This window comes from Spirosoma luteolum (assembly GCF_054778875.1).
This window is the reverse complement of sequence record NZ_BAAGZE010000003.1, coordinates 922,051-944,273: the sequence shown is the minus strand read 5'-3', so window position 1 is coordinate 944,273 and position 22,223 is coordinate 922,051. Positions and strand designations below refer to the sequence as shown.

13 protein-coding genes are annotated in these 22,223 nt (G+C 60.4%); 2 read left to right on the top strand and 11 right to left on the bottom strand.

Annotated features, from left to right (window positions below):
- Positions 1-68: 68 nt before the first annotated feature.
- The 11 genes from ACYVAC_RS06645 to nirB form a co-directional block, all read right to left on the bottom strand.
- Complete coding sequence (locus ACYVAC_RS06645) at positions 69-3,734, bottom strand: SNF2-related protein (protein ID WP_461096815.1); 3,666 nt, start codon at positions 3,732-3,734, stop codon at positions 69-71.
- A gap of 425 nt (positions 3,735-4,159) precedes the next feature.
- Entirely contained in the window at positions 4,160-5,590 is a 1,431-nt protein-coding gene (locus ACYVAC_RS06640; RefSeq protein WP_461096814.1) for a rubredoxin, read from the bottom strand.
- 44 nt (positions 5,591-5,634) lie between these two features.
- Positions 5,635-9,162 (bottom strand): molybdopterin-dependent oxidoreductase, encoded by a 3,528-nt coding sequence (locus tag ACYVAC_RS06635; RefSeq protein WP_461096813.1) that lies wholly within the window; start codon positions 9,160-9,162, stop codon positions 5,635-5,637.
- A gap of 45 nt (positions 9,163-9,207) precedes the next feature.
- The gene (locus ACYVAC_RS06630) at positions 9,208-10,494 is read right to left on the bottom strand and encodes an MFS transporter (protein WP_461096812.1); all 1,287 of its coding nucleotides are present in this window, start codon (positions 10,492-10,494) and stop codon (positions 9,208-9,210) included.
- A 33-nt stretch (positions 10,495-10,527) separates the two neighbouring features.
- Positions 10,528-11,325 (bottom strand): ABC transporter ATP-binding protein, encoded by a 798-nt coding sequence (locus ACYVAC_RS06625; protein ID WP_461096811.1) that lies wholly within the window; start codon positions 11,323-11,325, stop codon positions 10,528-10,530.
- A 129-nt stretch (positions 11,326-11,454) separates the two neighbouring features.
- The gene (gene ntrB, locus ACYVAC_RS06620) at positions 11,455-12,315 is read right to left on the bottom strand and encodes a nitrate ABC transporter permease (RefSeq protein WP_461096810.1); all 861 of its coding nucleotides are present in this window, start codon (positions 12,313-12,315) and stop codon (positions 11,455-11,457) included.
- Positions 12,316-12,378: 63 nt separating this feature from the next.
- Positions 12,379-13,590: a CmpA/NrtA family ABC transporter substrate-binding protein gene (locus ACYVAC_RS06615; protein ID WP_461096809.1), complete on the bottom strand. Its 1,212-nt coding sequence runs from the start codon at positions 13,588-13,590 to the stop codon at positions 12,379-12,381.
- 66 nt (positions 13,591-13,656) lie between these two features.
- Positions 13,657-15,027: an alginate export family protein gene (locus ACYVAC_RS06610; RefSeq protein WP_461096808.1), complete on the bottom strand. Its 1,371-nt coding sequence runs from the start codon at positions 15,025-15,027 to the stop codon at positions 13,657-13,659.
- A gap of 386 nt (positions 15,028-15,413) precedes the next feature.
- On the bottom strand, positions 15,414-16,880 hold the full coding sequence (locus ACYVAC_RS06605; RefSeq protein WP_461096807.1) for an ATP-binding protein: 1,467 nt from the start codon (positions 16,878-16,880) through the stop codon (positions 15,414-15,416).
- A gap of 21 nt (positions 16,881-16,901) precedes the next feature.
- Positions 16,902-17,255: a nitrite reductase small subunit NirD gene (nirD, locus tag ACYVAC_RS06600; RefSeq protein ID WP_461096806.1), complete on the bottom strand. Its 354-nt coding sequence runs from the start codon at positions 17,253-17,255 to the stop codon at positions 16,902-16,904.
- A gap of 57 nt (positions 17,256-17,312) precedes the next feature.
- The gene (nirB, locus tag ACYVAC_RS06595; protein ID WP_461096805.1) at positions 17,313-19,829 is read right to left on the bottom strand and encodes a nitrite reductase large subunit NirB; all 2,517 of its coding nucleotides are present in this window, start codon (positions 19,827-19,829) and stop codon (positions 17,313-17,315) included.
- A 267-nt stretch (positions 19,830-20,096) separates the two neighbouring features.
- Between nirB and cobA the strand changes: the two genes are divergently transcribed.
- Together cobA and ACYVAC_RS06585 are read left to right on the top strand one after the other, a co-directional pair.
- On the top strand, positions 20,097-20,897 hold the full coding sequence (cobA, locus tag ACYVAC_RS06590; RefSeq protein ID WP_461096804.1) for a uroporphyrinogen-III C-methyltransferase: 801 nt from the start codon (positions 20,097-20,099) through the stop codon (positions 20,895-20,897).
- A gap of 41 nt (positions 20,898-20,938) precedes the next feature.
- Positions 20,939-22,210 carry an anthranilate phosphoribosyltransferase gene (locus ACYVAC_RS06585; RefSeq protein ID WP_461096803.1) on the top strand — a complete coding sequence of 424 codons (1,272 nt, stop codon included), beginning with the start codon at positions 20,939-20,941 and terminating at the stop codon, positions 22,208-22,210.
- Positions 22,211-22,223: the final 13 nt, after the last annotated feature.

Genomic DNA, 22,223 nt, shown 5'->3' with positions numbered 1-22,223 from the left:
AAGCCGGATGGGGGTTGGTATATACCTATCTGGCTTATGCAAGGTCTGTTCTGCTCCGACAGGGCACCTTACCCCAGCGATACAAGTTCTTTCAGGTCGTCGTCGCTCAGGTCGCCCAGCCAGGTTTCGCCGGTTTTTACGCTCAGGTCGGCCAGTTCTTTTTTCGACCGGATCATGGCGTCGATTTTCTCCTCGAGGGTACCCTGGTTCATAAGCCGGTACACCAGCACATTTTTGGTTTGCCCGATCCGGAAGGCCCGGTCGGTGGCCTGCGCTTCCACGGCGGGGTTCCACCACAGGTCGTAGTGAATGACATGGTTGGCCTGGGTCAGGTTAAGGCCCGTGCCGCCCGCTTTCAGCGACAGAATAAACGTGTGATCGGAACGGTTGCGCTGAAACTGCTCGACCATCCGGTCGCGGTCGGGGCGGGTGGTGCCGCCGTGCAGAAACAGGGGCTCTTGCCCGAACGCCTGCCCGATAAACTGCTGCAGGAGTTCGCCCATTTCGCGGTACTGCGTGAAAATAAGCACTTTCTCGTGGCTGGCGTAGATGGTTTCGAGCAGGTTGAGCAGCAGCGTCGCCTTGCCCGACAGGGCCGGGGCATCGTTGCCCTGCTTGAGGTACTGGAACGGGTGGTTGCCAATCTGCTTGAGAGCGGTCATGAGTTTCAGCACCAGGCCGCGCCGGGCAATACCGTCTTTGGCCTCAATGGCTTTCATACTCTCCTGCACCACACGCTGGTAAAGAGCCGCCTGCTCGGTAGTGAGGGCGCAGAACTGGTTGTTCTCGATTTTGTCGGGCAGGTCGCCGATAATGGTTTTGTCGGTCTTGACGCGCCGGAGCAGGAACGGGCTTGTCACCCGCCGGAACTGGTCGAGTTTCTGATGGTCGCGCTCCTGCTGGATGGGCTTGCCAAATTCTTCGTTGAACCGGGTCAGACTACCCAGGTACCCTTTGTTGACGAAATCCATAATGCTCCAGAACTCCGACAGCCGGTTTTCGACGGGGGTGCCGCTGAGGGCAATCCGGATGGGGGCTTTGAGCGCCTTGACTGCCTTGGTCTGCTCGGTATCGGCGTTTTTGATGTTCTGAGCCTCATCGATGACCACCGTGGCCCAGGTTGTTTTCTTAAACAGGTCGATGTCGGAGCGCACCACGCCGTAGGTCGTCAGCAGCAGGTCGTAAGCGCCCGCAGGCAGCTTGCGGCCGGGGCCGTGGTAGACGTGGGCGTTTAGCTCGGGCGCAAAGCGGGCAATTTCTTTCTGCCAGTTCGTAAGCAGGGTGGTGGGCAACACCACCAGCCCCCGCTGTTTTTTGAAACGGCCCTCCTGCCGGAACCGCAGCAGCAGCGCAATGATCTGCAGGGTTTTGCCCAGACCCATATCGTCGGCCAGCAGGCTGCCCATGCCCAGCGCCGTGTTTTTGATGAGCCAGTCGTAGCCCCGCTGCTGGTAGGGGCGCAGGGTAGCCTGCAGCCTGTCGGGCAGAGGTTGGGCCTGCGCATCGGTAAACTGCCGGATCACCTCGCGTACATCGGGCGACAGACCCAACCGGCCGCCTTTGTACTCCTCGGTCAGGGCGGCCCGCAGCAGGTCGGTGCCGGTCAGTTCGGGGGGCGACTCCAGCTGCTTGTAAAGCTTGTTCAGTTCGGTGGGATCGATCAGTACATACTGGTCGCGGATCTTGACCAGCCCCGTCGCCTGGCTGACCAGCTGCTGAAAGTCGCCCAGATTCACCATCTCGTCGCCCAGGGCTACCTGCCAGTCGAAGGTAAGCATATCGTCGAGCCGCATAAACGAATCGGACGACACCACGCCGGTTTTCTTTCGCAGCCGCCCCCCGGCCGACGGGCGTACCCAGTGCCGGAGCGAATTGGGCAGCAGGAGCCCGATGCCCAGCAGCTGCATGCGCGGCAGCGTGTCGAGCAGGATATGGACAAAATCGTCCGACTTGTAGTAGAGGTGCTCGGGGCCGTCGCTGCGGGTCAGCTGGGCCAGATCGGGAAAATGCCGCGACAGTACCAGCAGGTCCTGCAGCACGGCCATGCGGCTGGTCGAGTGGGTGGCATCGGTCAGCATCTCGCGCACGGGTATGGGCGGGCGCATGGCGGCCGGCGTTTTACGGCTGGCTTTGGTACCCCCCTTTTCCGATGCGCTGGGGGCTGGCCCGGTGGCGTCGGTATCGCGGATAAGCAGGCTGATCCGAAACTCACCCGCCAGTGGGCTGCCGTCGGGTTCGCTGTCTTCGACCGACAGGATCGGTACAAAGCGCTTATGGCTCAGGAAAAAGTCGTTGAGCCAGAGCTGCATGGCCAGGGGCATTTCGCGCTTGCCGAAGCCCTCAAACCGAACGGTTTCGACGCCAAAAAACAAGCGGTCGGCATCTTCGAGTGGCCAGCGCTCCCAGAGCTCAACGGTTGTGTCGTGGATGATGGGGCGCATCAGCAGCGAACACAGCATTAGCCCCTGCTCACGGCCGGGCAGGGCCAGCCACTCTTTCTGCCAGCGCATGGTCAGCAGCAGTGGAGGCAGCTGAGCCGCCAGCAGATCGGTTTGCTGGCGCACGGCTTCGTTGAGGGTAGCGGGCAGCCACCGCACCCGGTACTGGTCTTCTTTCAGCCCCAGACACAGCAGCTGGGGCACCACCGCGCCCCGGCGCAGCAGGGCAGCCGAAAACTGGTGGGCCAGGTACAGCGCCCGCACCGAATCACTCATTTCGGCAAAGTCGGCTTCGGTGAGTGTGTCGAGCCAGTCGGTCAGATCGGGCAGGTCGAAATCGGCGAAGGCCCGCTGCTCACCCCGCTCCGTATAAACGCCGATTTTCTTGATTTCCATCAGCTCATCGAGGTGCAGCTCGATGCTGTCGCTGGGGTCGGGTGTTTCGGCAGGAGTCGATCTGGCCGCGGCTTTGGCTTTGCCCACGGCCACAATACTTTTCTGGTAAACCGCGGCTTTGCTGCCCCGAAGCGGCTTATCGCCCGGGGGGCGGCCAAACAGGGTATAAGCCCTTGTCAGCGATTTCAGAAAATCACTCTTGGTAAAGGTAACGTCGGGTTGCAACAGGTTGAGCAGTGGTTCGGCCAGGGGAGGGATGGTGGCAAAATCGAGCTGCGCCCGGGCGGTTTCGTCGGGTTTCCAGTCTTCGTCGTCGGGTAGCTCGTCGGTGCCCAGGTCGCGCAGCAGCAGCACCGATTCGAGTCCTCCGCTCAGCACCTCGGCCTGCTGGTCTTTCAGTTCATCGAGAATATGGAGGCCCTTGAGCTGAAAGACCAGAAACGGGTTCCGGTCGATTTCGTTGGCCACCACGTAAATAGCGGCTGCCAAGTGTTTGCAGGGCACGGCATAGTCGGGGCAGGAGCAACCCATGCCCAGATCGTCGAACGATTCGGGAAAGAGCCGGATGTTCTGCTGCCGGGCAAACTGCACCAGCTCTTCGGGCAGTTGCCGGTTGAGCAGCTGCGCCAGAATGGCGGGGTTATCGCTGATTTCGGCCAGCAGCAGCGCCCGTTCCTGATCAGTGAAGGGCGGCACGGTAAGCTTTATCTTATAGGGCCGGGGCTTGGTGCCCCTGACCGATGCACTGATCTGATTGGCGTCGATCTTGAGCGCCTGCACGGCTCCCTTGTTGGCATAGGTCTTGCCGCGGGGCAGCCGGTTGTGCTCGTCGATCTGGGTAAGCGCATTGAGCCACTGCTGGCCCCACCAGGTTTTGCCGTAAGTAATGCGTTCGGCCATTATCCGGGTCTTGGTTTTTGGTTGATTGTTGGCCGTTACGGCAGCTGGCGTTTCGAGCCCGCAGGGTCGGCGCCATAGCTGTTAACGCATAAACCGGGGAAAATGCTTCAGGTGGGGGCCGCTTTTGTCTTTTGTTATCGCCTGTACGCGATAAACGTACGCTGCAACGGCTGTGGGCTAATCCGTAAATCGGGTGCGATCGGGATACTAAAAAAGGAATGGGCCCGCTTCAGGAGCCTACCGGCTCCCGACGGGCCGTGGTCGGGCAGTTGTATGCCTGCAGCTGTGCACGCATGATCGGGCAGTGGTACACCTACGGGCCGCTGTTTACTGACAGACCAATGGCCGATTGGCGCATACCCCCCTTGATACTGCCTCCCCGGCCGTTGTCTGGCTGCGCGCCTGATTACGCTCAGTACCCGTGGCTAGGCGGCTACCCATTTGGGGGTAAAGGCGGCTTTTTCGGTGTCGCAGAGCCCGCAGGTATAGGTATCGGGCAGGGTGGTAAAGGGCGTGCTGGGCGCAATGCCCCGGGCGGGTTCGCCGTAGCGTTCGTCGTAGCGGCTGAGGCAGGCCGGACACTCGTGCACACAGTGCTGCGGTTGTTCGGCCGGCCTGTCATCGTCCGCGAAACCGACGGGTGTCGGTGTGCTGAGCCGTTCGTAATAGGCCAGCGATAACTGCCGGATGGCGTCGCTTAGCTGCGCCAGGGGCTGGCTTTTGGCAAACAATACGTACTGGGCATTGGTAGCCGAGTGGCCCGTGCGCTGATACACGTCGAACGACTGGGGGGAGCCATTCTGGTGGATGATTACCGAGGCCACGGCTTCCGAAAACGGCACGTTGATGGCAAAGCTCAGTTCGTCGGTCCGGATGTCGGCATTGTCGAGCTGCTGCAGAATCTCGTTTCGGACCAAAACCGACTGCTCGTCGGCATTGGGCAATTGCCAGTTGAGGTACCAGCCGGGCAGGTTGGTCCGAATACCATGCCGCCCCAGCAGCCGATCCCAGGCGGGCCGGTCGGCTTCCCGGATGTCTTTGACCAGGATCGTTTTATATGGCGTCAGGTAAAGCTGGCCGATCCGGCTGCTGCGGCACTGATCGCACAAAGCGTCGATAAACGGCAGCGGAAAAACAGTCTGCCGGCGAAAAAGCCCCAGCCAGTAATGCCCCGTTGGGCTGCGGTGGAACCCTTCGTAAATCGGGGTAGGGGTATCGTCGCGGGTAAGGGGCTCCCGTACCCGGCGCGTATTACCCTGAAAATCGGCCATTACGGCCCGGTAAAAAGCATCGGCGGTGGCGCGTACGCCCGAATCAGGGCTATGCTGGAAGTAGTGATGCTCGACCACCCGCACGAATTTTTCGAGCGATTCGCTCTCAATCAGGATGGGCCAGGCGTAGCGCCGGACACTTCCCGAGGGGCGCAGAAAGACATACCAGTAGCCCGGTTCGGGCGACGCAATAAAGTTGATATTGCCCGTAAAGGGCGACACCAGCGTCTGCACCGGATCGACGAGGTTGATTTTGAGCCGGGGTGTCCAGTCGCGAAACTGCGCCAGGCAGTCGAGGTAAGTACCCGCCGTGAGCCAGGGCGTATCGGCCAGCAGGTCGGTGGCTGGCAACGACGAGACAAGGTTGGGCCGCTGGCTGTCGGCCTCATCGGTAGGCAGCCCCAGCGCGTGAATCCGGCGGGCCAGATCTTCCCGGATGGTTCGGGTGGGTGGCCGCAGCAGAATCTCCTGCCGGTTGCCGACTTCCAGCGTGGTGAGGCCGTAGTCGAGCGCCCAGCCCACTACCTGGCGCAGGTCGTTGGGGGCAATACGGCCCCCGTGGGTCAGAATGCGGAGCGGTGTCATACGTAAGCGATCGGACGGTGTGTGGCTGACTGGCGTAGGGAAAATCAGGCAGAAACGGGTACTTTCCGGCCCACCCGATCCAGAATAGCTTTGACCTCGGGGCGGCAGGAGCCACAGCCCGTGCCGGCACCGGTGGTTTCGCAAAGCCGGCCGAAGTCGGTGGCGCCGGCCTGGATGGCTTCGGTCAGGTTACCTTCGCCTACGGTGTTACACGAGCAGACGAGTTTACCCAGCACGGGTTTGGGCGCCTGCCCCGACCGCAGGAGCGACAGCCGCCGGTCCGACAGTTCGGTGCGCTGCTGAATCAGGTCTTTATATTCCAGAAATTCGTTTTTGTCGCCGATCAGGATTGCGCCAACCAGCCGGTCGCGGTGGATGATGCATTTCTTGTAGAACCGTTTGGCCCGGTCGATAAAGATTACCTCTTCGTAGTCGGGTGCGCCGGCCGGGGCCGAGGGCATACCCAGCGAACACAGGTGCAGGCCATCCATTTTGAGAATGTTCATCGAGAGGGAGCCGGTGTAGTGGTTCACCCGGTCACCCAGCAGGTGCCGGGCAATAATATCGGCCTGCTCCTCGGCGGCCGCTGTGATGCCCCAGAGTTGCCCGTTCAGTTCGGCCACTTCGCCGGCCGCGTAGATGGACGGGTCGTCGGTCTGCAGGTATTCGTTGACCACAATACCCCGGTTAACGGCCAGACCAGCCGCGCGGGCCAGCTCGGTGTTGGGTTGGGTGCCAATGGCAAAGACCACGGCTTTGGCCGGAATGGTTTGCCCGTTGGCCAGGTGAACGCCTTCCACGGCCTTGTCGCCAACGTAGTAGCGAATGCTTTCGTTGTATAGAATGTCGATGCCCCGGTCGGTCAGTTCCTGGTAGAGGAGTTCGCTGGCCACTTCGTCGAGCTGCCGGGTCATCAGGCGGTTCTCACGCTGAATGACCGACACCCGAACGCCAATCGTGCGCAGCGAAGCCGCCAGTTCGAGTCCCAGCAGCCCCCCGCCCACAATCACGCAGGGATCGCCGGGCTGCAGCCGCGCCAGCAGGGCGTCGGCATCGTGGCGGGTACGCATGGTCAGCACACCGGTCAGGGGAGTTTCGTAGTCGCGGGGCATAAAGGCCCGGCTGCCGGTCATCAGCAGCAGCACGTCGTAGGGATGAGTCTGCCCGGTTGAGTCGGTCACCGTTTTAGCTGCCCGGTCGATGTCCGTAATCGTGGTGCCAATGTGCAGCTGCACGCCCAGCCCGGCCGTGGCTTCGGGTGTCAGCCGCACCAGCTTATCCCACGTTTTGGCCCCGCTCACGTAGTCGGGCAGTAACACGCGGTTGTAAAACGGGTTGATTTCCCGGCTGAAAACGTGTAGCTCGTCGGGTGGGGTGCCGGCCGGCCGCGGCAGGGCGCGGTAGGCACTGACGAAGCGGGTGGCCGCGGCTCCGGCCCCCACCAGCACAATGCGCCGGGTGGGCACCGCTACGGGCACCACCTGCACCGCCGAAAACTTCAGATCGGGCTCTTTCGATACCGGATCGATAAGCGGATGGGTTAGGTTGTTGGCGCGGGCCGACGAACTGCCCAGGCGTTTGCCCCAGTGCATGGGTAAAAAAACCACCCCCCGCCGTATGGTCGTGGTGAGGGTGGCATTGACGAAAACGTTGCCCCGCCGGCTGCTGATGCGCACGGGGCTCCCCTCCGCAATGCCGCGCGCCTGGGCGTCTTTAGGATGGATCTCGAGAAAGGGTTTCGGCAGGTGGGTGTTCAGCCGGGCTACCTTACCCGTTTTGGTCATGGTATGCCATTGGTCGCGGATGCGGCCGGTGGTGAGGATGAGCGGAAAGTCGGGCGTGGTGGGTTCGGAGTGATTCTCGTCCGAAACGGTTTTGATCTGGGCGCGTCCGTTAGGTGTGTAGAAACGGCGGTCGGTAAAGAGCCGGGGCGTGCCGGGCGAATCGGCTGTGGGCACGGGCCACTGGATGGTGCCCTCCGTTTTCAGCCGCTCGTGGCTCAGCCCGCCCATGTCGAGGTTGGTGCCCCTGGTCAGGGCTACGTGCTCGTCGTACACCTGCGCCACATCGGTATAGGGAAACGCGTGGCCGAAGCCCATTTTGCGGGCAAACGTCCAGATGATTTCGGCATCGGGTCTGGCTTCGCCGGGGGGCTCCACAAATTTGTTCAGGTACGATACGCGCCGTTCGGAACTGGTCATGGTGCCCGATTTCTCACCCCAGCCAGCCGCCGGCAGCACCAGATCGGCATAGGCCACAGTGTCGGCCCGGTTCGAGATATCCTGTACCACCACGAATTTGGCGTTCTGCAGCGCTTCGTCCACCAGTGCCGAGTCGGGCAGGCTCACCATTGGGTTGGTACAGACGATCCAGACGGCTTTCATCCGGCCGTCGCGCAGGGCGGCAAACAGTTCGGTAGCCGTCAGGCCGGGTTTGGCCGGAACGCTGTCGACGCCCCAGGCATCGGCAACCTGCTGCCGGTGTTCGGGATTGGCCATGTCGCGGTGGGCCGACAGCAGGTTGCTCATCCCGCCCGTTTCGCGTCCGCCCATAGCGTTGGGCTGGCCCGTCAGCGAGAGCGGCCCCGCGCCGGGTTTGCCAATCTGACCCGTAATGAGCGACAGGTTGATGAGCGACACGTTTTTGCTGACACCCACGACGCTCTGGTTGAGCCCCATAGTCCACATGCTCATGAAGCCCTTCGAGCGGCCGATGTATTCGATGGCCCACTTCAGGTCGTCGAGCGAGATGCCGCAGAGCGAAGCCGCTTCTTTGAGTGTGCGTTCGTGGACTTTCTGGTCGAAGGCGTCGAAGCCATCGGTGTGGTTATCAATAAAGTCCCGGTCGATCAGGCCCCGGTCGATCAGGCCCCGCGCAATGGCGTGGTGCAGCACAATGTCGGTGCCGGGTTTGATCTGGAGGTGCAGATCGGCCATCGTGGCGGTCTGCGTCCGGCGCGGGTCGACCACGATCAGTTTGAAATCGGGGAAGGCGGCTTTGCGGGCTTCGATGCGTCGGAAAATAATGGGGTGGCACCAGGCCGGATTGGCCCCCGCCACCAGCAGCGTATCGGCCAGATCGATGTCTTCGTAGGAGCAGGGCACCGAATCTTCGCCCAGGGTCTGCTTGTAGCCCACCACCGCCGACGACATGCAGAGCCGCGAGTTGGTGTCGAGGTTGTTGGTGCCCAGAAAGCCCTTCGTAAGCTTGTTGAGCAGGTAATATTCTTCTGTCAGGCACTGCCCCGATGCGTAGAACCCCACCGAATCGGGGCCATACCTGGCAATCAGCGACCGGAATACGGCGGCAGCCCGGTCGAGGGCATCGTCCCACGACACCCGCTGGAGCGGCATGCTGCGGTTGTAGCGCATCTGCGGGTAGAGCAGCCGGTCGGTCTGATCCATAACGGTGTAGTGCAGGTTCATGCCTTTCGAGCACAGCATACCCCGGCTACCCGGATGACTGGGATCGCCCTGCAGGGTAAGTTGCCCCTGCGGACCGCCCGACCGCCGGTCTACATCGACCAGTACGCCACAGCCGACACCACAATACGAACAGGTTGATTTTACCATGGGAAGAAGAGGACAGCCGGCTCCGGTTGGTACCGGCTCCGGACGTTAGGCGTATTCGACAACCGACTCCGTAACCGGCTTTTCGGCAAAACGCGTGACCGCTACAAGCATCGCCACCACGGCCACCGCCATACCGATGTAGAGGAAGGCCTGCCCGTAGCTGATCGATTCGGATTTGAACAGGAAGCCCGCCAGTACGCCACCCACGTTACCGCCGGCGCCAACAATGCCGCTGACAACCCCTACGGCTCGTTTGTTGACGAAGGGGACAATCGCGTAGGTAGCGCCGTTGGCCATTTTCAGAAACAGGGCAAAGCCCAGCATGACCCCCACCGCCAGCACCAGACTGCCCGACTGCGCGAACAGCATGATGCCCAGTCCTTCGAGTAGCAGCATGCTGGCCAGCAGAAATCCCTTGCCCCGCATACCGTAGCGCGCGCCAACCTTGTCGGCCACGATACCGCCCAGCGCCCGGGCAAACAGGTTCATGAAGCCGAAAACCCCGGCCAGCAGCCCCGCCGTAGCCAGATCGAGTTTGAACGTATCGGTAAAGTAGAGAGCCGCCACCCCGTCAAACGTGATCTCGACGCCGAAACAGGCTCCGTAGGCCAGAAACAGGGCCCACACGCGCCAGTCGGCAGCCGCTTTGCCGAAGCCAACCGGGCTGGTTTCGGCAGGCCCGCTCCGCTTCAGATCGGCAAAATTGCCCGCCGGCGTATCCTGTGTGTAGCGGTAATACACAAACGCCATCACCAGCAGCAGCCCGCCCGGTACCAGCATGGCCAGGCGCCAGGCCTCGGGTTTGGTGTAGCCGGCCGCCACAAAACCCGCCAGAATCAGGGGCATAACCATGTTGGTGACGCCCCCGCCCAGATTACCCCAGCCGCCGGCTACGGCGTTGGCCGTTCCTTTCACCTGGTCGGCAAACAGGGCCGAGGTGTGGTATTGGGTAATCACAAACGAGGCTCCAATCACGCCAATAGCCAGCCGGAACCACAGAAACGATTCGTAGCTGTGGGCCAGCCCAATGCCCATAACCGGAATGGCACCTACCACGAGCAGACCCGTGTAGGTCAGCCGGGGGCCAATGGTGTCGCAGAGCCGGCCAATGAGCAGCCGGGCAAAAACCGTCATCGAAACGGCTGCGATGATGGCGTTGCCGATCTGGGGTTTGGTCAGGTGCAGGTCATCGCGGATGATGGGCATCAGGGGCGCAATGCCGAACCAGCCGAAAAAGCAGACAAAAAAGGTCAGCCACGTGATGTGGAAGGTCCGCATCTGAATGCCCGATGCGGAGAAAACGTTGAGTCGGGTGAGTTTACCGGTTGTCATGGCAGAAGAAGCGGAGCAGTGATGGGGAGTGGGCTAGAGAACGATGTCGGCAATCGACTGTTTGTCGACGAGCAGGTCGAGCAGCCGGTCGCGGATGGTGTTGTAGACGGGGTTGTGGGCAACGTCTTTTTTGTGGCGGGGGCGTCCGATCGGTACGTTTTCGATTTCGCGGATGGTGGCTGCCGGGCCATCGCTCATCACCACGATACGGTCGGCCAGAAAAATGGCTTCTTCGATGTCGTGGGTAACCATAACGATGGTTTTCTGCCGGTTGTCGAGGTTCCAGAGCTTGAGCAGTTCGACGTGCATGGCACTCTTGGTGAGGGCATCGAGCGCGCCGAAGGGTTCGTCGAGCAGCAGAATGTCGGGGTTGATGGCGAAGGCGCGGGCAATGGCCGTGCGCTGTTTCATGCCGCCCGAGATTTCGCTCGGCAGCTTGTTGCTGTGCTGCTCGAGGTTGACGGCTTTCAGGAAATAGCGAACGATATCGGCTTTTTCGTCGGCGCTTTTGCCGGTCAGTACGGCGTCGACCGCCACCCGGATGTTGCGTTCGACCGACAGCCACGGCAGCAGCGAGTAATGCTGGAACACCATGCCCCGGTCGGGCCCCGGACCCTTTACGGGCTGCCCGTTGATGAGCAGGTCGCCGGCGGTGTGTCTGGTCATGCCGGCGATGGCGTTCAGAATGGTCGATTTGCCGCAGCCCGAGTGCCCGATAATGGCGATGATTTCGCCCTTTTCGATCGAAAGGTTGATGTTTTTGACCGCCACAAATCGGCCCTTCGCGCCCGTAAAGGCTATTTCGAGGTTTTTGAGTTGTATCTGAGACATAAGACAGAAGGTAGGTTTTCGGTATTCAGTTTACGGTTTACAGTATTCAGTTCCTGGCAGGGGCGTGTTGCCCCGGATGCTAGCTAGTTCGCGTCAGCCACCGTATACCGAAAACTGTATACCGAAAACCTATTTTGCGTACGACACTTTGTGTTCGATGTAGGTGAAAATCCGGTCGAGGAGCAGGCCCACGATGCCGATGATCAGAATGGCCGAGATTACTTTCTCCAGGCTCAGGGCGTTCCAGCTGTCCCAGACGAAGAAGCCGATGCCCACGCCCCCCGACAGCATCTCGCCGGCCACGATAACCAGCCACGCCACGCCGATCGACAGGCGCAGGCCTGTGATGATGTGGGGCAGGCTGAACGGCAGCAGAATTTTGGTGATATACTGCCAGATCGAAAAGCCAAATACCCGGGCCACGTTCTTGTGATCCTGGGGGAGCGAGGCTACCCCAAACGCCGTATTGATGAGCGTGGGCCAGAGCGAGGTAATGAAAATAATGAAGATGGTGGCTTTCTCGGCCGACTGAAACGACATCAGCCCGATCGGGAACCACGCCAGGGGCGACACCGGCTTCAGAATCTGGATGATGGGGTAAAAAATTCGGCGGCACAGGTCGTTGGCGCCCAGCAGAATCCCCAGCGGAATGGCCACCAGCGATCCCAGACCGAAGCCCGTGAATACCCGCACAATCGAACTCCAGAGTTGCAGGCCAATGCCCTTGTCGTTAGGGCCGGCATCGTAGAACGGATCGTCGAGCAGGGTACTGAACACGGCCCAGGTGGCGGCCGGTGTGGGAATCTCGTTTTTGGTAATGAGGCTCACGAGCCACCAGCCACCGATCAGCACCAGCATACCGACGGCGGCAAAACCAAGCGATGTCAGGCCGGCGCGGGCACCGGTCAGCAGCTGCTGCAGCCGCGGGTTGGAAAGGGCCCGGGGCGCTTCGTCGAGCGCAATGGCGGCCTGATTACTAAGTGCTTCCATACGTTGTGGGGGCCGGCACGGGGCCGGCCCGGTTTGGTTGTGGTCAGAAAAAATGGGTCAGGGTTATTTTTTGGCCAGGTAGCCCGACGGGTTGTTGGGATCGAAGGGGGCCTTGTCGAGCGTCAGGCTGAACGGCTTCATGTCGTCGTTTGGAATCTTGATGCCCATTTTCGTGGCTACTTCCTTATACAGGTCCTGCAGCACCAGTTTGTCGGCAATGGCCTTGTAGTCGGGGGCTGTTTTCAGGTAGTCGAAGCGAACGTACTGCGCCATGGCCCAGATCGCGTGCGATTTACGGGGCAGGTTTACCTGACCACCCCGGAAAAACTGCATCATATCGTCGCCGTAGATTTCCTGGCCCTGGTTGCAGCCCAGATCGTAGGTGCCGGCCATGCGGTTTTCGATCACGTCGGCGGGGGCATTCACAAACGGAGCCCGGCCAATGGTGGCAGCGGCTTTCTTGCGGTTGGCTGCGTTGTCGAGCCACTTGCAGGCTTCCAGCACGGCCATTATCACCCGCTTCAGCTTTTCGCGGTCTTTGGTCGCAAACTCCCTGTTGGCCACCAGCGCCTTCTCGGGGTGGTGTTTCCAGATATCCTGCGTGGTGATTTCGGTAAAGCCAACTCCCTGTTTCACGGCTACCCCGTTCCAGGGCTCGCCCACGCAGAACCCGTCCATGTTGCCTACTTTCATGTTGGCCACCATTTGCGGGGGCGGAATGGTAATGATCTTGACCTTTTTCTGATCGACGCCGGCCGAGGCCAGCCAGTTGCGGAGCCACAGGTCGTGCGTACCGCCGGGGAAGGTCATGGCAAAGGTTACTTCTTTCTCGGCTTTCAGCTTGGCCGCTACGGCTGCGGCTACCTTGCTGGTTTGTTTGAAGCCAACCTTGCCACAGAAGTCGTTGGAGAGCGTGATCGCCTGGCCGTTGTTGTTGAGCACCATGGCGATATACATCTCCGAGCCTGCCTTGCCGCCCACGCCCGTATAAACGGAAAACGGCATGGTGTACAGGCAGTGGGCGGCATCGAGTTCGCCGGTCAGAATCTTGTCGCGGACGTTGGCCCACGAGGCTTCTTTGCTGACCTGTACGTTGACACCGTATTTTTCGAACAGGCCCAGTTCTTTGGCCATGACAATGGGCGCGCAGTCGGTGAGGGGAATAAACCCGATTTTGATGGGTTCGTCGGCTTTGGGGGCGAAGGCCATGAAGCCGAGTGCGGTCAGTACAACCGGAAGCGACAGGAGCCAGAAACGGAGCGTAGATTTGGTCATTGGTTTGGGGCAGCCCGCAGGCTGTTTAGGCTGAAATGTCTTGGTCTGGTACAGGCAGTGCGGCAACTAGAAGCGCAGGTTGAGCATCAGGTAGGCCCAGGTCGCGGTTTTCTTCGGGGTGGCTACGGCTTTCACGGCGGCCAGCGCATCGGTTGCACTGAAAACGGAGTAGCCGGCTTCCAGCCCGATCTGTTTGGTGAGCGTGTATTGCCCCACCACATCGTATTCCTGCCCGAATGAAGGCTTATCCATCAGGGTTTTGTCGGCCGCCACAACCGGGTTGGTGCTGTTGAACTGGTGCGCATCAACTGTGAGCAACAACCGGTCGAGGGGCTTGTAGCGTAGCTTCACATACAGGTCGTTGAGGCCACCCGTGCCGAATCCGTCGGCCACGTAGAAGTAATCCATGTAGCCCCAGTGCTTGTGTGGGGTGCCGTAGAGCGGGTCGAAGCGATGGCTGGTGCCGGTGGTGTTGCCGGGGTCATTGCCACTGGTGCGGTCGATACCGGCCAGCAGGGTCGTCCGGCGGCTGGTGGCATACGACAGGGCTACCGATACCAGCGAAGCACTCAGGTCGCGGCCGTCGCGGTACCGGCCGCCCTGGTAATAGGCTTCGGCCTTTACGCCCAGTTTTTTAAACGTCGCGTTGACGTAGCCACCCAGCGTAATGCGGCTCCAGACGCCGTCGGTGTAGGTCGTGGTGGCCGCGGTGGTGCCGCTGGCCGGCGTGGTTGTAAACTGGCTGAAATCGTCTTTGATGGCCAGCAGCGACATGTTGCCGGCGTAGAACTTGCGGCCCAGATACAGAAACTGCAGCGACTTGTACTCGGCCCCGATGCCGTTGGTGCCGGCCGAATAAGTGGTCGGTACGCCGTTGTAAACCGTACCGCTTTTCTGCTCACGGTTCTGGTTATACGCAGCCCCCGCATGAAGCATCCAGCCCTGGTTGGCCCACTTCAGCAGGGCCATGTCGTGCCGGCGTCCCTGCTGCAGCCAGTCGAGGTTACCCAGCAGGCGTACATCGTCGTAAACGAGTTCCTGACGCCCCACTTTCAGGGCCAGTTCTTTGCCCAGTTTAGTCTGCGCCGTATCGAGCAAACTGAATTCGCCCCAGGCTTCGTGTAGCAGCAGACCGTTCAGATCGGCATTGGTAGTGCGGTTGATCGTCGAGGCATCCTGCCCCCAAACGCGCACATCCTGAACCGTGGCGAATGCTTTGATGCGGTAGCCCGAGTAGGCCGCGCTGATGCGGGTTCGCTGCGACGTAAAAAAGGCCGCTTTGTCGCCTTCTTTCAGCAGGGTGCCCTGCCCGTTCCGATACTCCGACCGGGTGCGGAGCTGACCACTGAACGTAAACTGGGCCTGTGTCGTCGTGACCGATAGGGTAAGTAGGCCACAGATGCTTAGAAATGTTTTGCTGCGTATGAAAATATTCATACATTTGGCTTGGTTTAATGTGGAACACGAACACGTATTGAACCAACTTTGCCCCGTCAGGACCGCCATCCCGCCGGGGCTTTTTTTACGGCCGGTCAGACTGCCATCTGACCGGCTACGAGGGCCGCCGGGTGCTGTGCCTTGTCCGCCAACGCAGCACAGCAACAAACTTGTGGGTTTTGGTATTAAGTAATATTACTTAGTAATTGCACTTATTTTCTACAGAATAAAAGTAGGTATATTTAACAGAGTAAAAAATTAAATCGCAGTTTTTTTTTAGTATTCGATACTTAATTCGGCTCAATGGTATGAATTCGGTAGAATAGTTTTTTTTAATCTGGGAATAGTACAGTTTATATACTCAGCGTGTTTAACCGTATTTCGAGCTATCGGCTGGCGGCAATGGAAGCCATGCTGGCCTGGGTGGCGATGGGCAGGGGCACACTGACCTGAATCGACGTGCCGGAGTAAGGGCGGGTCACGATGCCAAACACCCCGTCGATCAACTGCGCCCGTTCGCGCATGTTGTGCAGCCCCTGCGAACTGAGGTTGCTGCCCAGCGGCAGGGGATACCGGAAGCCGCAGCCGTCGTCGCTGATGCGGAGCAGGAGCTGATCGGCACGGTAGTCGAGGCCTATCTGGATCTGGCTGGCGCCGGCGTGCTTGATCGCATTGTGCACGGCTTCCTGGGCAATCCGATACAGCCCGATCTCGACCGAAGGATTGAACCGCGCATCGGTAATCTTCGATACAAACACCACGTCGACACTGGCTTCGCTGGTCTGGTGTTCGGCCAGCAGCCGGAGCGCGGCCAGCAGGCCGAAGTCGCTCAGCACGGGCGGCATCAGGTTGTTCGATACGTTGCGGGTTTCCTGAATAATCCGGATCAGCAGCGTTTTAAGCGTAGTAAAGGTTTTCTGATCGGGGGGCGTCAGCTGGCTGGTCGAGCGGATGTTTTCCGAGAGCAGTTTGGCACCCGTGAGCATCTGGCCAATACCGTCGTGCAACTCGCGCGACAGGCGCTTTCGCTCGTCTTCCTGCCCCTGCACCACGGCCGACAGCCGGTTCCGCTGGTCGGCCAGTTGCTGCTGGTGGTTCAGCGCCGTTTCGCGCATGAGCTGCTGCTGCGTATCGCGGAGCGACTGGTTGGTCTGTTGCAGGGCTTCGTTGGCGCGACTGGCCTGCCGGTTCGACTCCAGCAGCTGCTCCACCGTTTGCCGGATCATCATCACGGCCGGAATAAAGATGAGCAGGGCTTCGAGCATGAGCACGAAGAGCGTGATGGCCAGCAGGGCCTCTTCGATACCGCGCAGTCGGTCTACTTTCTGAATGGCTTCGCGGCTATACTGCTGCACAATGGCGTCCATCTGATTCAGGAACGGCCGATCGTGGGCCAGAATGATCCGTAGCTGGGCCTGTTCGGCGGCCCGGTTCCGTACGGGTTGCTGCGTCAGTACGAGCAGCTGCCGTACGGCTGTCCGGATAGCGCCGAAGTGGGGGTTCAGCTGCCGATACATCTGCTGAATCTGGGGGCTGTTGGGCACCACCTGCTTCAGATCAGTTAGCTGACCGCTCATCAGTTCGTTGTGGTACCGCTCCCAGCGTTTCAGCACCTGCCAGGTGGCCGGCACCGTCGATTCGGCGACCGGCGCGGGCGGCACAACGGTCAGCAGCACGGCATTCTTGATAATCTCCTGCTCCTGAAACCGTTGCCGTCCGGCAAAATTGATCAGGTACGAGTCGCTCGTCTGGTTGTTCAGCTGGCGATGGATTAAAACCTGACCACCGATGGTCAGGCCCGCTACCAGCGAGAGGGCCAGTACATAGCGTTGTGTGAATCGCTTTGTCACCATAATCGGTCAGGTTTATCGTAATCAAAGGCCAATATACACCATCCCCCCGTCAACCCGTACCGGATAGGTGTCAATCTGATACGCTTCGCCGTTCAGGTTCTGCCCCGTGCAGAGCGAAAAGGTTTTTTTGTGGTAGGGGCAGGCCACCTTGGGCTCGCCCTGCTGATCGCCCGTGAGCCCGCGCGACAGGATCATCTGCATCTTGTGGGGACACTGGTTCTGGCAGGCATACCAGGCCCCGGTCTGACTGAAGTTGAAAACGGCAATCTGCCGGTCGCCAATCCGGACACAGGCACCGCCATCGGCCGGAAAGGCCGATACGGGGGCGGCCGGGTACCACTGCAGGGTATTGGTAGGTTCGAATTCGGTTGTCATGGCTGTGCTGAAGATGAAGGCCGGCCACGGCTGTGACCGGCCGGTTGAGAGGATAGATTACCAGGCGGCCGGCTGCTTCTGACCGCGTTCGTTGGTGACAAATGCGTGCGACTGGTCGATGGTGTCGGCGTTTACGTAGTGCCGGTACTGACTGCGCAGGCTGGCATCGTCGACTACCGATTTCCATTCGCACTGGTAGGTGTTCACAATGTGCTGCATCTCCTGCTCGAACTGTGCGTTAAGGCCCAGCACATCGTCGATCACGACGCTGCGGAGGTAGGCCAGGCCCCCGTCGAGTTTGTTCAGCCACGTGGCTGTGCGGGTGAGTGGTTCGGCCGTTTTTACGTAGAACATCAGAAACCGGTCGAGGTACCGGATGCAGGTGTCGCGGTCGATATCCGCGGCCAGCAGCTGCGCGTGCTGGGGTTTGGCACCCCCATTGCCGCCTACGTAGAGGTTCCAGCCTTTCTCGGTGGCAATGATGCCGAAGTCTTTGCTCTGGGCTTCGGCGCATTCGCGTACGCAGCCCGACACGCCACTCTTCAGCTTGTGGGGCGAGCGCAGGCCTTTATACCGCTCCTCGAGTTCGATGGCAAAGGCCACCGAATCCTGCACGCCGTAGCGGCACCAGGTCGAGCCCACGCAGCTCTTCACCGTCCGCAGCGATTTGCCGTAGGCGTGGCCGCTCTCGAAACCGGCGTCGATCAGTTCTTCCCAGATGGCGGGCAGCTGATCGACCCGGGCCCCGAACAGGTCGATGCGCTGCCCGCCGGTGATTTTGCAGTAGAGGTCGTACTTCTTGGCCACTACCCCCAGCGCAATAAGCTTGTCGGCGGTGATTTCGCCCCCGGCCACGCGGGGCACCACCGAATAGGTGCCGCCCCGCTGGATGTTGGCCAGGTACCGGTCGTTGGTATCCTGAATGACGGCCTGCCGGGCAACGAGCTGGTTATGCACACTGGCCAGAATCGATGCCACTGCTGGCTTGCATACTTCACACCCGCACCCGTTGCCGTAGCGGGCCAGCACGTCGCCATAGGTGGTTTCGCCGTTGATCCGGATCAGGTCGTAGAGTTCCTGGCGGGTCAGGTCGAAATGTTCGCAGAGCACTTTACGCACGATACGGCCCTGCGCCTTGAGGGTTTCGCCGATCAGGTCGTTCAGCATCGGTACGCAGCCTCCGCAGCCGGTGCCGGCTTTGGTGCATTTTTTCAGGGCCGGCACATCGGTGGCGTCGAGGTCGGTGACGGCTGTGCAGAGGGTGGCTTTGGTAATGCCTTCGCAGGAACAGATAAGGGCGTCGTCGGGCAGGCTCATCACGCCCGAAGCCGCCCCGGCCGACTCGCCCCGTCGGGCAGGCAGCAGCAGATCATCGGGGGTGGGGGGAAGCACCAGGCGGTTTTTACTGGTCTGCAGCAGCATGTTGTAGGCTTCGGCATCGCCCACCAGAATACCACCCAGCAGGTGCCTGCCGTCGTCGCTGATGTTGAGTCGTTTGTAGATGCCCGTTAGTTTATCCTCCCAAACCAGCGTCCGGTGCGGCACCTGATCGCAGAACGGTTCGCCAAAGCTGGCCACGTCGACGCCGATCAGCTTCAGCTTGGTCGACATATCGAAGCCGGTAAACAGTTTGGCGCTGGCGGGCGTGGTGAGCTGCGCGGCCACGCTGTCGGCCATGTCGTAGCCCGGGGCCACCAGTCCGTAGATCATGCCGTTATGCAGCGCGCACTCGCCAATGGCGTAGATGGCCGGATCGGACGTTTGCAGGCTGTCGTTGACCAGAATACCCCCGCGCGGACCTACGTCCAGCCCGCACTGCCGGGCCAGCTCGTCGCGGGGTTTGATACCGGCCGAGATAACGACCATCTCGGTTTCAAGCTGGGTGTCGTCGGCGAAGCGCAGGCCCGTCACGCAGTCGTAGCCGGTGAACTCGACGGTGTTCATGCTGAGGTGAATCTGGATACCCAGGGCTTCCATTTTCTGCCGCAGCATGGTCGCTCCCGCGCTGTCGAGCTGCCGGGGCATCAGCCGCGGGGCAAACTCAACCACGTGGGTTTCGAGCCCCATGTCGAGCGTGGCTTTGGCCGCTTCGAGGCCCAGCAGCCCGCCCCCGATCACCACCGCCCGGCTGGCGCGTTTGCCCCAGGCCATCATGGCTTCGAGGTCTTCGATGGTGCGGTACACAAAAATGCCGTCTTTCTGCACCCCCGGTACGGGCGGCACAAAGGGCGCCGAGCCGGTTGCCAGCACCAGCGCGTCGTACGCCACGGTCAGGCCCGTATGGGTCGTCACGGTTCTGGCCGTCCGGTCGATGTGGGTAATGCACTGACCCGTGTGCAGTGCGATGCCGTTGTCGGCATACCAGCTGGCCGGAGCCATGGTCAGCTCATCGGCCGTGGTACCCGAAAAATAAGCACTCAGGTGAACCCGGTCGTAGGCCGGGCGGGGTTCTTCGCCGAAAACGGTCAGGGTCAGCCGACCGCCATCGGTCGACCCCTCCGTTTGCCGGGCCAGCAACTTCTCGCAGAACTTATAGCCTACCATACCGTTGCCTACTACTACAATGTTTTTCATCCTGCCAGGGCGTTAAAATGGAACACGAACGCTACTTATTCATTAATTGCATTATTTGACTTTTAAATATTATAATTCTGAATAATTGGCATATTGCCAATAAATATTCGTTGTTTATTCTGTAAACTTATACTAAATTCTGAATTGGAACTATATATTTTATCTTTTTGCTAGGTATTTTTACTGAGCATATTTACGGAATAGTCGTAAGGGCTATAAAGTATAGGCACCTGGTATAGTTTTTCACGCTAAACTCGTTGGCGGACGATGATGCACACCCCCAGACTTACCCTTATAGGCGCCGGCCCCGGCGATCCTGAGTTGATTACCCTGAAAGCCGTTCGGGCACTGCAATCGGCCGATGTGGTGCTTTATGATGCCCTAGTCAATCCGGACCTGCTCGCCTATGCGCCGGCCGCAGCGGAGCGGGTATTTGTGGGCAAGCGCCCCTGGCAACAGGGCTCGGGCTGCGAATTTGCCCAAGCCGATATCAATCACCTGATCGTACAGTATGCCCACAGTCATGGGCACGTGGTGCGGCTGAAAGGGGGCGACCCCTACGTATTCGGGCGGGGATTCGAGGAGCTGACGTTTGCGCAGGATTGCGGGGTGGCTACAACGGTCGTGCCGGGTCTGTCGAGCAGCTATGCCGTGCCGGCGCTGGCCGGTATTCCGCTTACCTGCCGGGGCATCAGCGAATCGTTCTGGGTGCTGACCGGGACAACCAAAGACCACCGGCTGTCGGCCGATATCCAGACAGCCGTCGGATCGTCGGCAACGCTCGTTATCCTGATGGGTATGAAGCATCTGGCCGCTATTATCGACCTGCTGACGGGGGCCGGGCGGGGCTCGGTACCCATGGCCATCATCTGCAACGGCAGCCGCGCCGACGAGCGGGTGGCGGTGGCACCGGCCAGCCAGATGGGGCGGTGCGTGGCCGACCGGCAGCTGGGCAACCCGGCCATTATCGTGATCGGCGACGTCGTAACGCTCCACCCCGACTGGGCCGCTGGTCAGTACGTCCGAACAGCTGAATCAGTTTCGCAGTTATCGGCAGTATGTAAGTAACGCCCGCCTGCTTTTGTCCAACATTTCTTCCAATTTATTTTATGTCGATCCCTGCCCTCCTGCCGGACGCCCCTGCTGATACCGTTCTAGGACGGGGTATCAAACATATTGGTATTGGTAAGTATGGCAGCAAGCCCCTGCCGCCCGACCTGCTGGCTGAGTGCCGTGCCGCCCTGGCCGACCCGGCTACCGACCGGTTGCAGCTGGGGGCCTTTCTGGGCGCGCTGATTGCCAAAGGACCAACCGACGAGGAGCGGACGCTGGAAGCCGAGATCGGGAAAAACGCCTTTGGCCATCCAACGTTTTTTATCAACAAGGTGTGCCCCGATTTGCCGGGCGGCCTGCTGCCCATTGCCACCAAGCTGGTACGGGGGCATAACCTGCAGGTAAGCGAAGCCGAGCAGCTGGGCGACTACCTGTTCGGTACGGGCGCGTGCGAAACGTTTCGGGGGCTGGCGGCCAGCATTATGCGGGTGCGGCACGAAACCAACGAAGAGTACCACGGGCTGATGCGGGCGGCCGAGCGAACCTACTCGCCCGGCTTTGGCTCGATCAGCTGCGCCGACCGGCCGCTGGTGCAACTGGCCGAACCCTTCGACGGGGTCGAGCACAGTTACCTCATTACGCCCCTGCTGGCCCAGCTGGTGCAGAAGCGGGGCTACGGGGCCGTATCGGTAGTGGGCCGGTCGGGCGGGCCCAAGTTCACGCTCAACGCCCTTGACCTGTATATGCACCTGGGCTGTCAGTTTCTGCAGAGCAACCACGAACTCGATATTCCGCTCGAACATTACGGCTGGGTGCTCGACCAGAAGGCCCTGTCGCCGGCCCTCGACCGGTGGGTCGACCGCCGGCGTACCCTTATCAAGCGGCCTTTTCTGGCCACGCTCGAAAAAACGCTTAACCCCTGTCACGCCCGCATACTGGTCACATCGGTATTTCACATCACCTACCAGATGAAAATGGCCGAGCTGGCCCTGCTGGCCGGCTTCGATGCGGTAGTGGTGCTTAAACGGGGGCTCGAAGGCAGCCTGGCCCCCTCAACCAGCCGGGCCTGTGGTATTCTCTGCGCCGTGCGTACCGTGCAGGGGCACTTGTTTTTCCAGCACTTCGACGGCGACGCGCCGGCTTTTGCCGCCTACCGCACCGACGACGAGCCTAAGATCGAGCAGCCCCAGGCTACCGACAACGCCCGGCTGGTACGCCAGTTTATGACCAGCGGGCAGACCGACAATGCCGATTTCGACAACCGGGTACGGTTTGCCAAAGCCCTCTACAGCCGTGGTTTCGACTGGATTGAGTCGCAGTTGCAGTAGCCCTGCGCCGAAT

Coding starts and splice junctions, on each gene's coding strand:
- ACYVAC_RS06610 (WP_461096808.1), bottom strand. CDS start 15,027: ATGAATATTTTCATACGCAGCAAAACATTTCTAAGCATCTGTGGCCTA.
- ACYVAC_RS06585 (WP_461096803.1), top strand. CDS start 20,939: ATGTCGATCCCTGCCCTCCTGCCGGACGCCCCTGCTGATACCGTTCTA.
- nirB (WP_461096805.1), bottom strand. CDS start 19,829: ATGAAAAACATTGTAGTAGTAGGCAACGGTATGGTAGGCTATAAGTTC.
- cobA (WP_461096804.1), top strand. CDS start 20,097: ATGATGCACACCCCCAGACTTACCCTTATAGGCGCCGGCCCCGGCGAT.
- ACYVAC_RS06635 (WP_461096813.1), bottom strand. CDS start 9,162: ATGGTAAAATCAACCTGTTCGTATTGTGGTGTCGGCTGTGGCGTACTG.
- ACYVAC_RS06645 (WP_461096815.1), bottom strand. CDS start 3,734: ATGGCCGAACGCATTACTTACGGCAAAACCTGGTGGGGCCAGCAGTGG.
- ACYVAC_RS06640 (WP_461096814.1), bottom strand. CDS start 5,590: ATGACACCGCTCCGCATTCTGACCCACGGGGGCCGTATTGCCCCCAAC.
- ACYVAC_RS06630 (WP_461096812.1), bottom strand. CDS start 10,494: ATGACAACCGGTAAACTCACCCGACTCAACGTTTTCTCCGCATCGGGC.
- ACYVAC_RS06605 (WP_461096807.1), bottom strand. CDS start 16,880: ATGGTGACAAAGCGATTCACACAACGCTATGTACTGGCCCTCTCGCTG.
- nirD (WP_461096806.1), bottom strand. CDS start 17,255: ATGACAACCGAATTCGAACCTACCAATACCCTGCAGTGGTACCCGGCC.
- ntrB (WP_461096810.1), bottom strand. CDS start 12,315: ATGGAAGCACTTAGTAATCAGGCCGCCATTGCGCTCGACGAAGCGCCC.
- ACYVAC_RS06625 (WP_461096811.1), bottom strand. CDS start 11,325: ATGTCTCAGATACAACTCAAAAACCTCGAAATAGCCTTTACGGGCGCG.
- ACYVAC_RS06615 (WP_461096809.1), bottom strand. CDS start 13,590: ATGACCAAATCTACGCTCCGTTTCTGGCTCCTGTCGCTTCCGGTTGTA.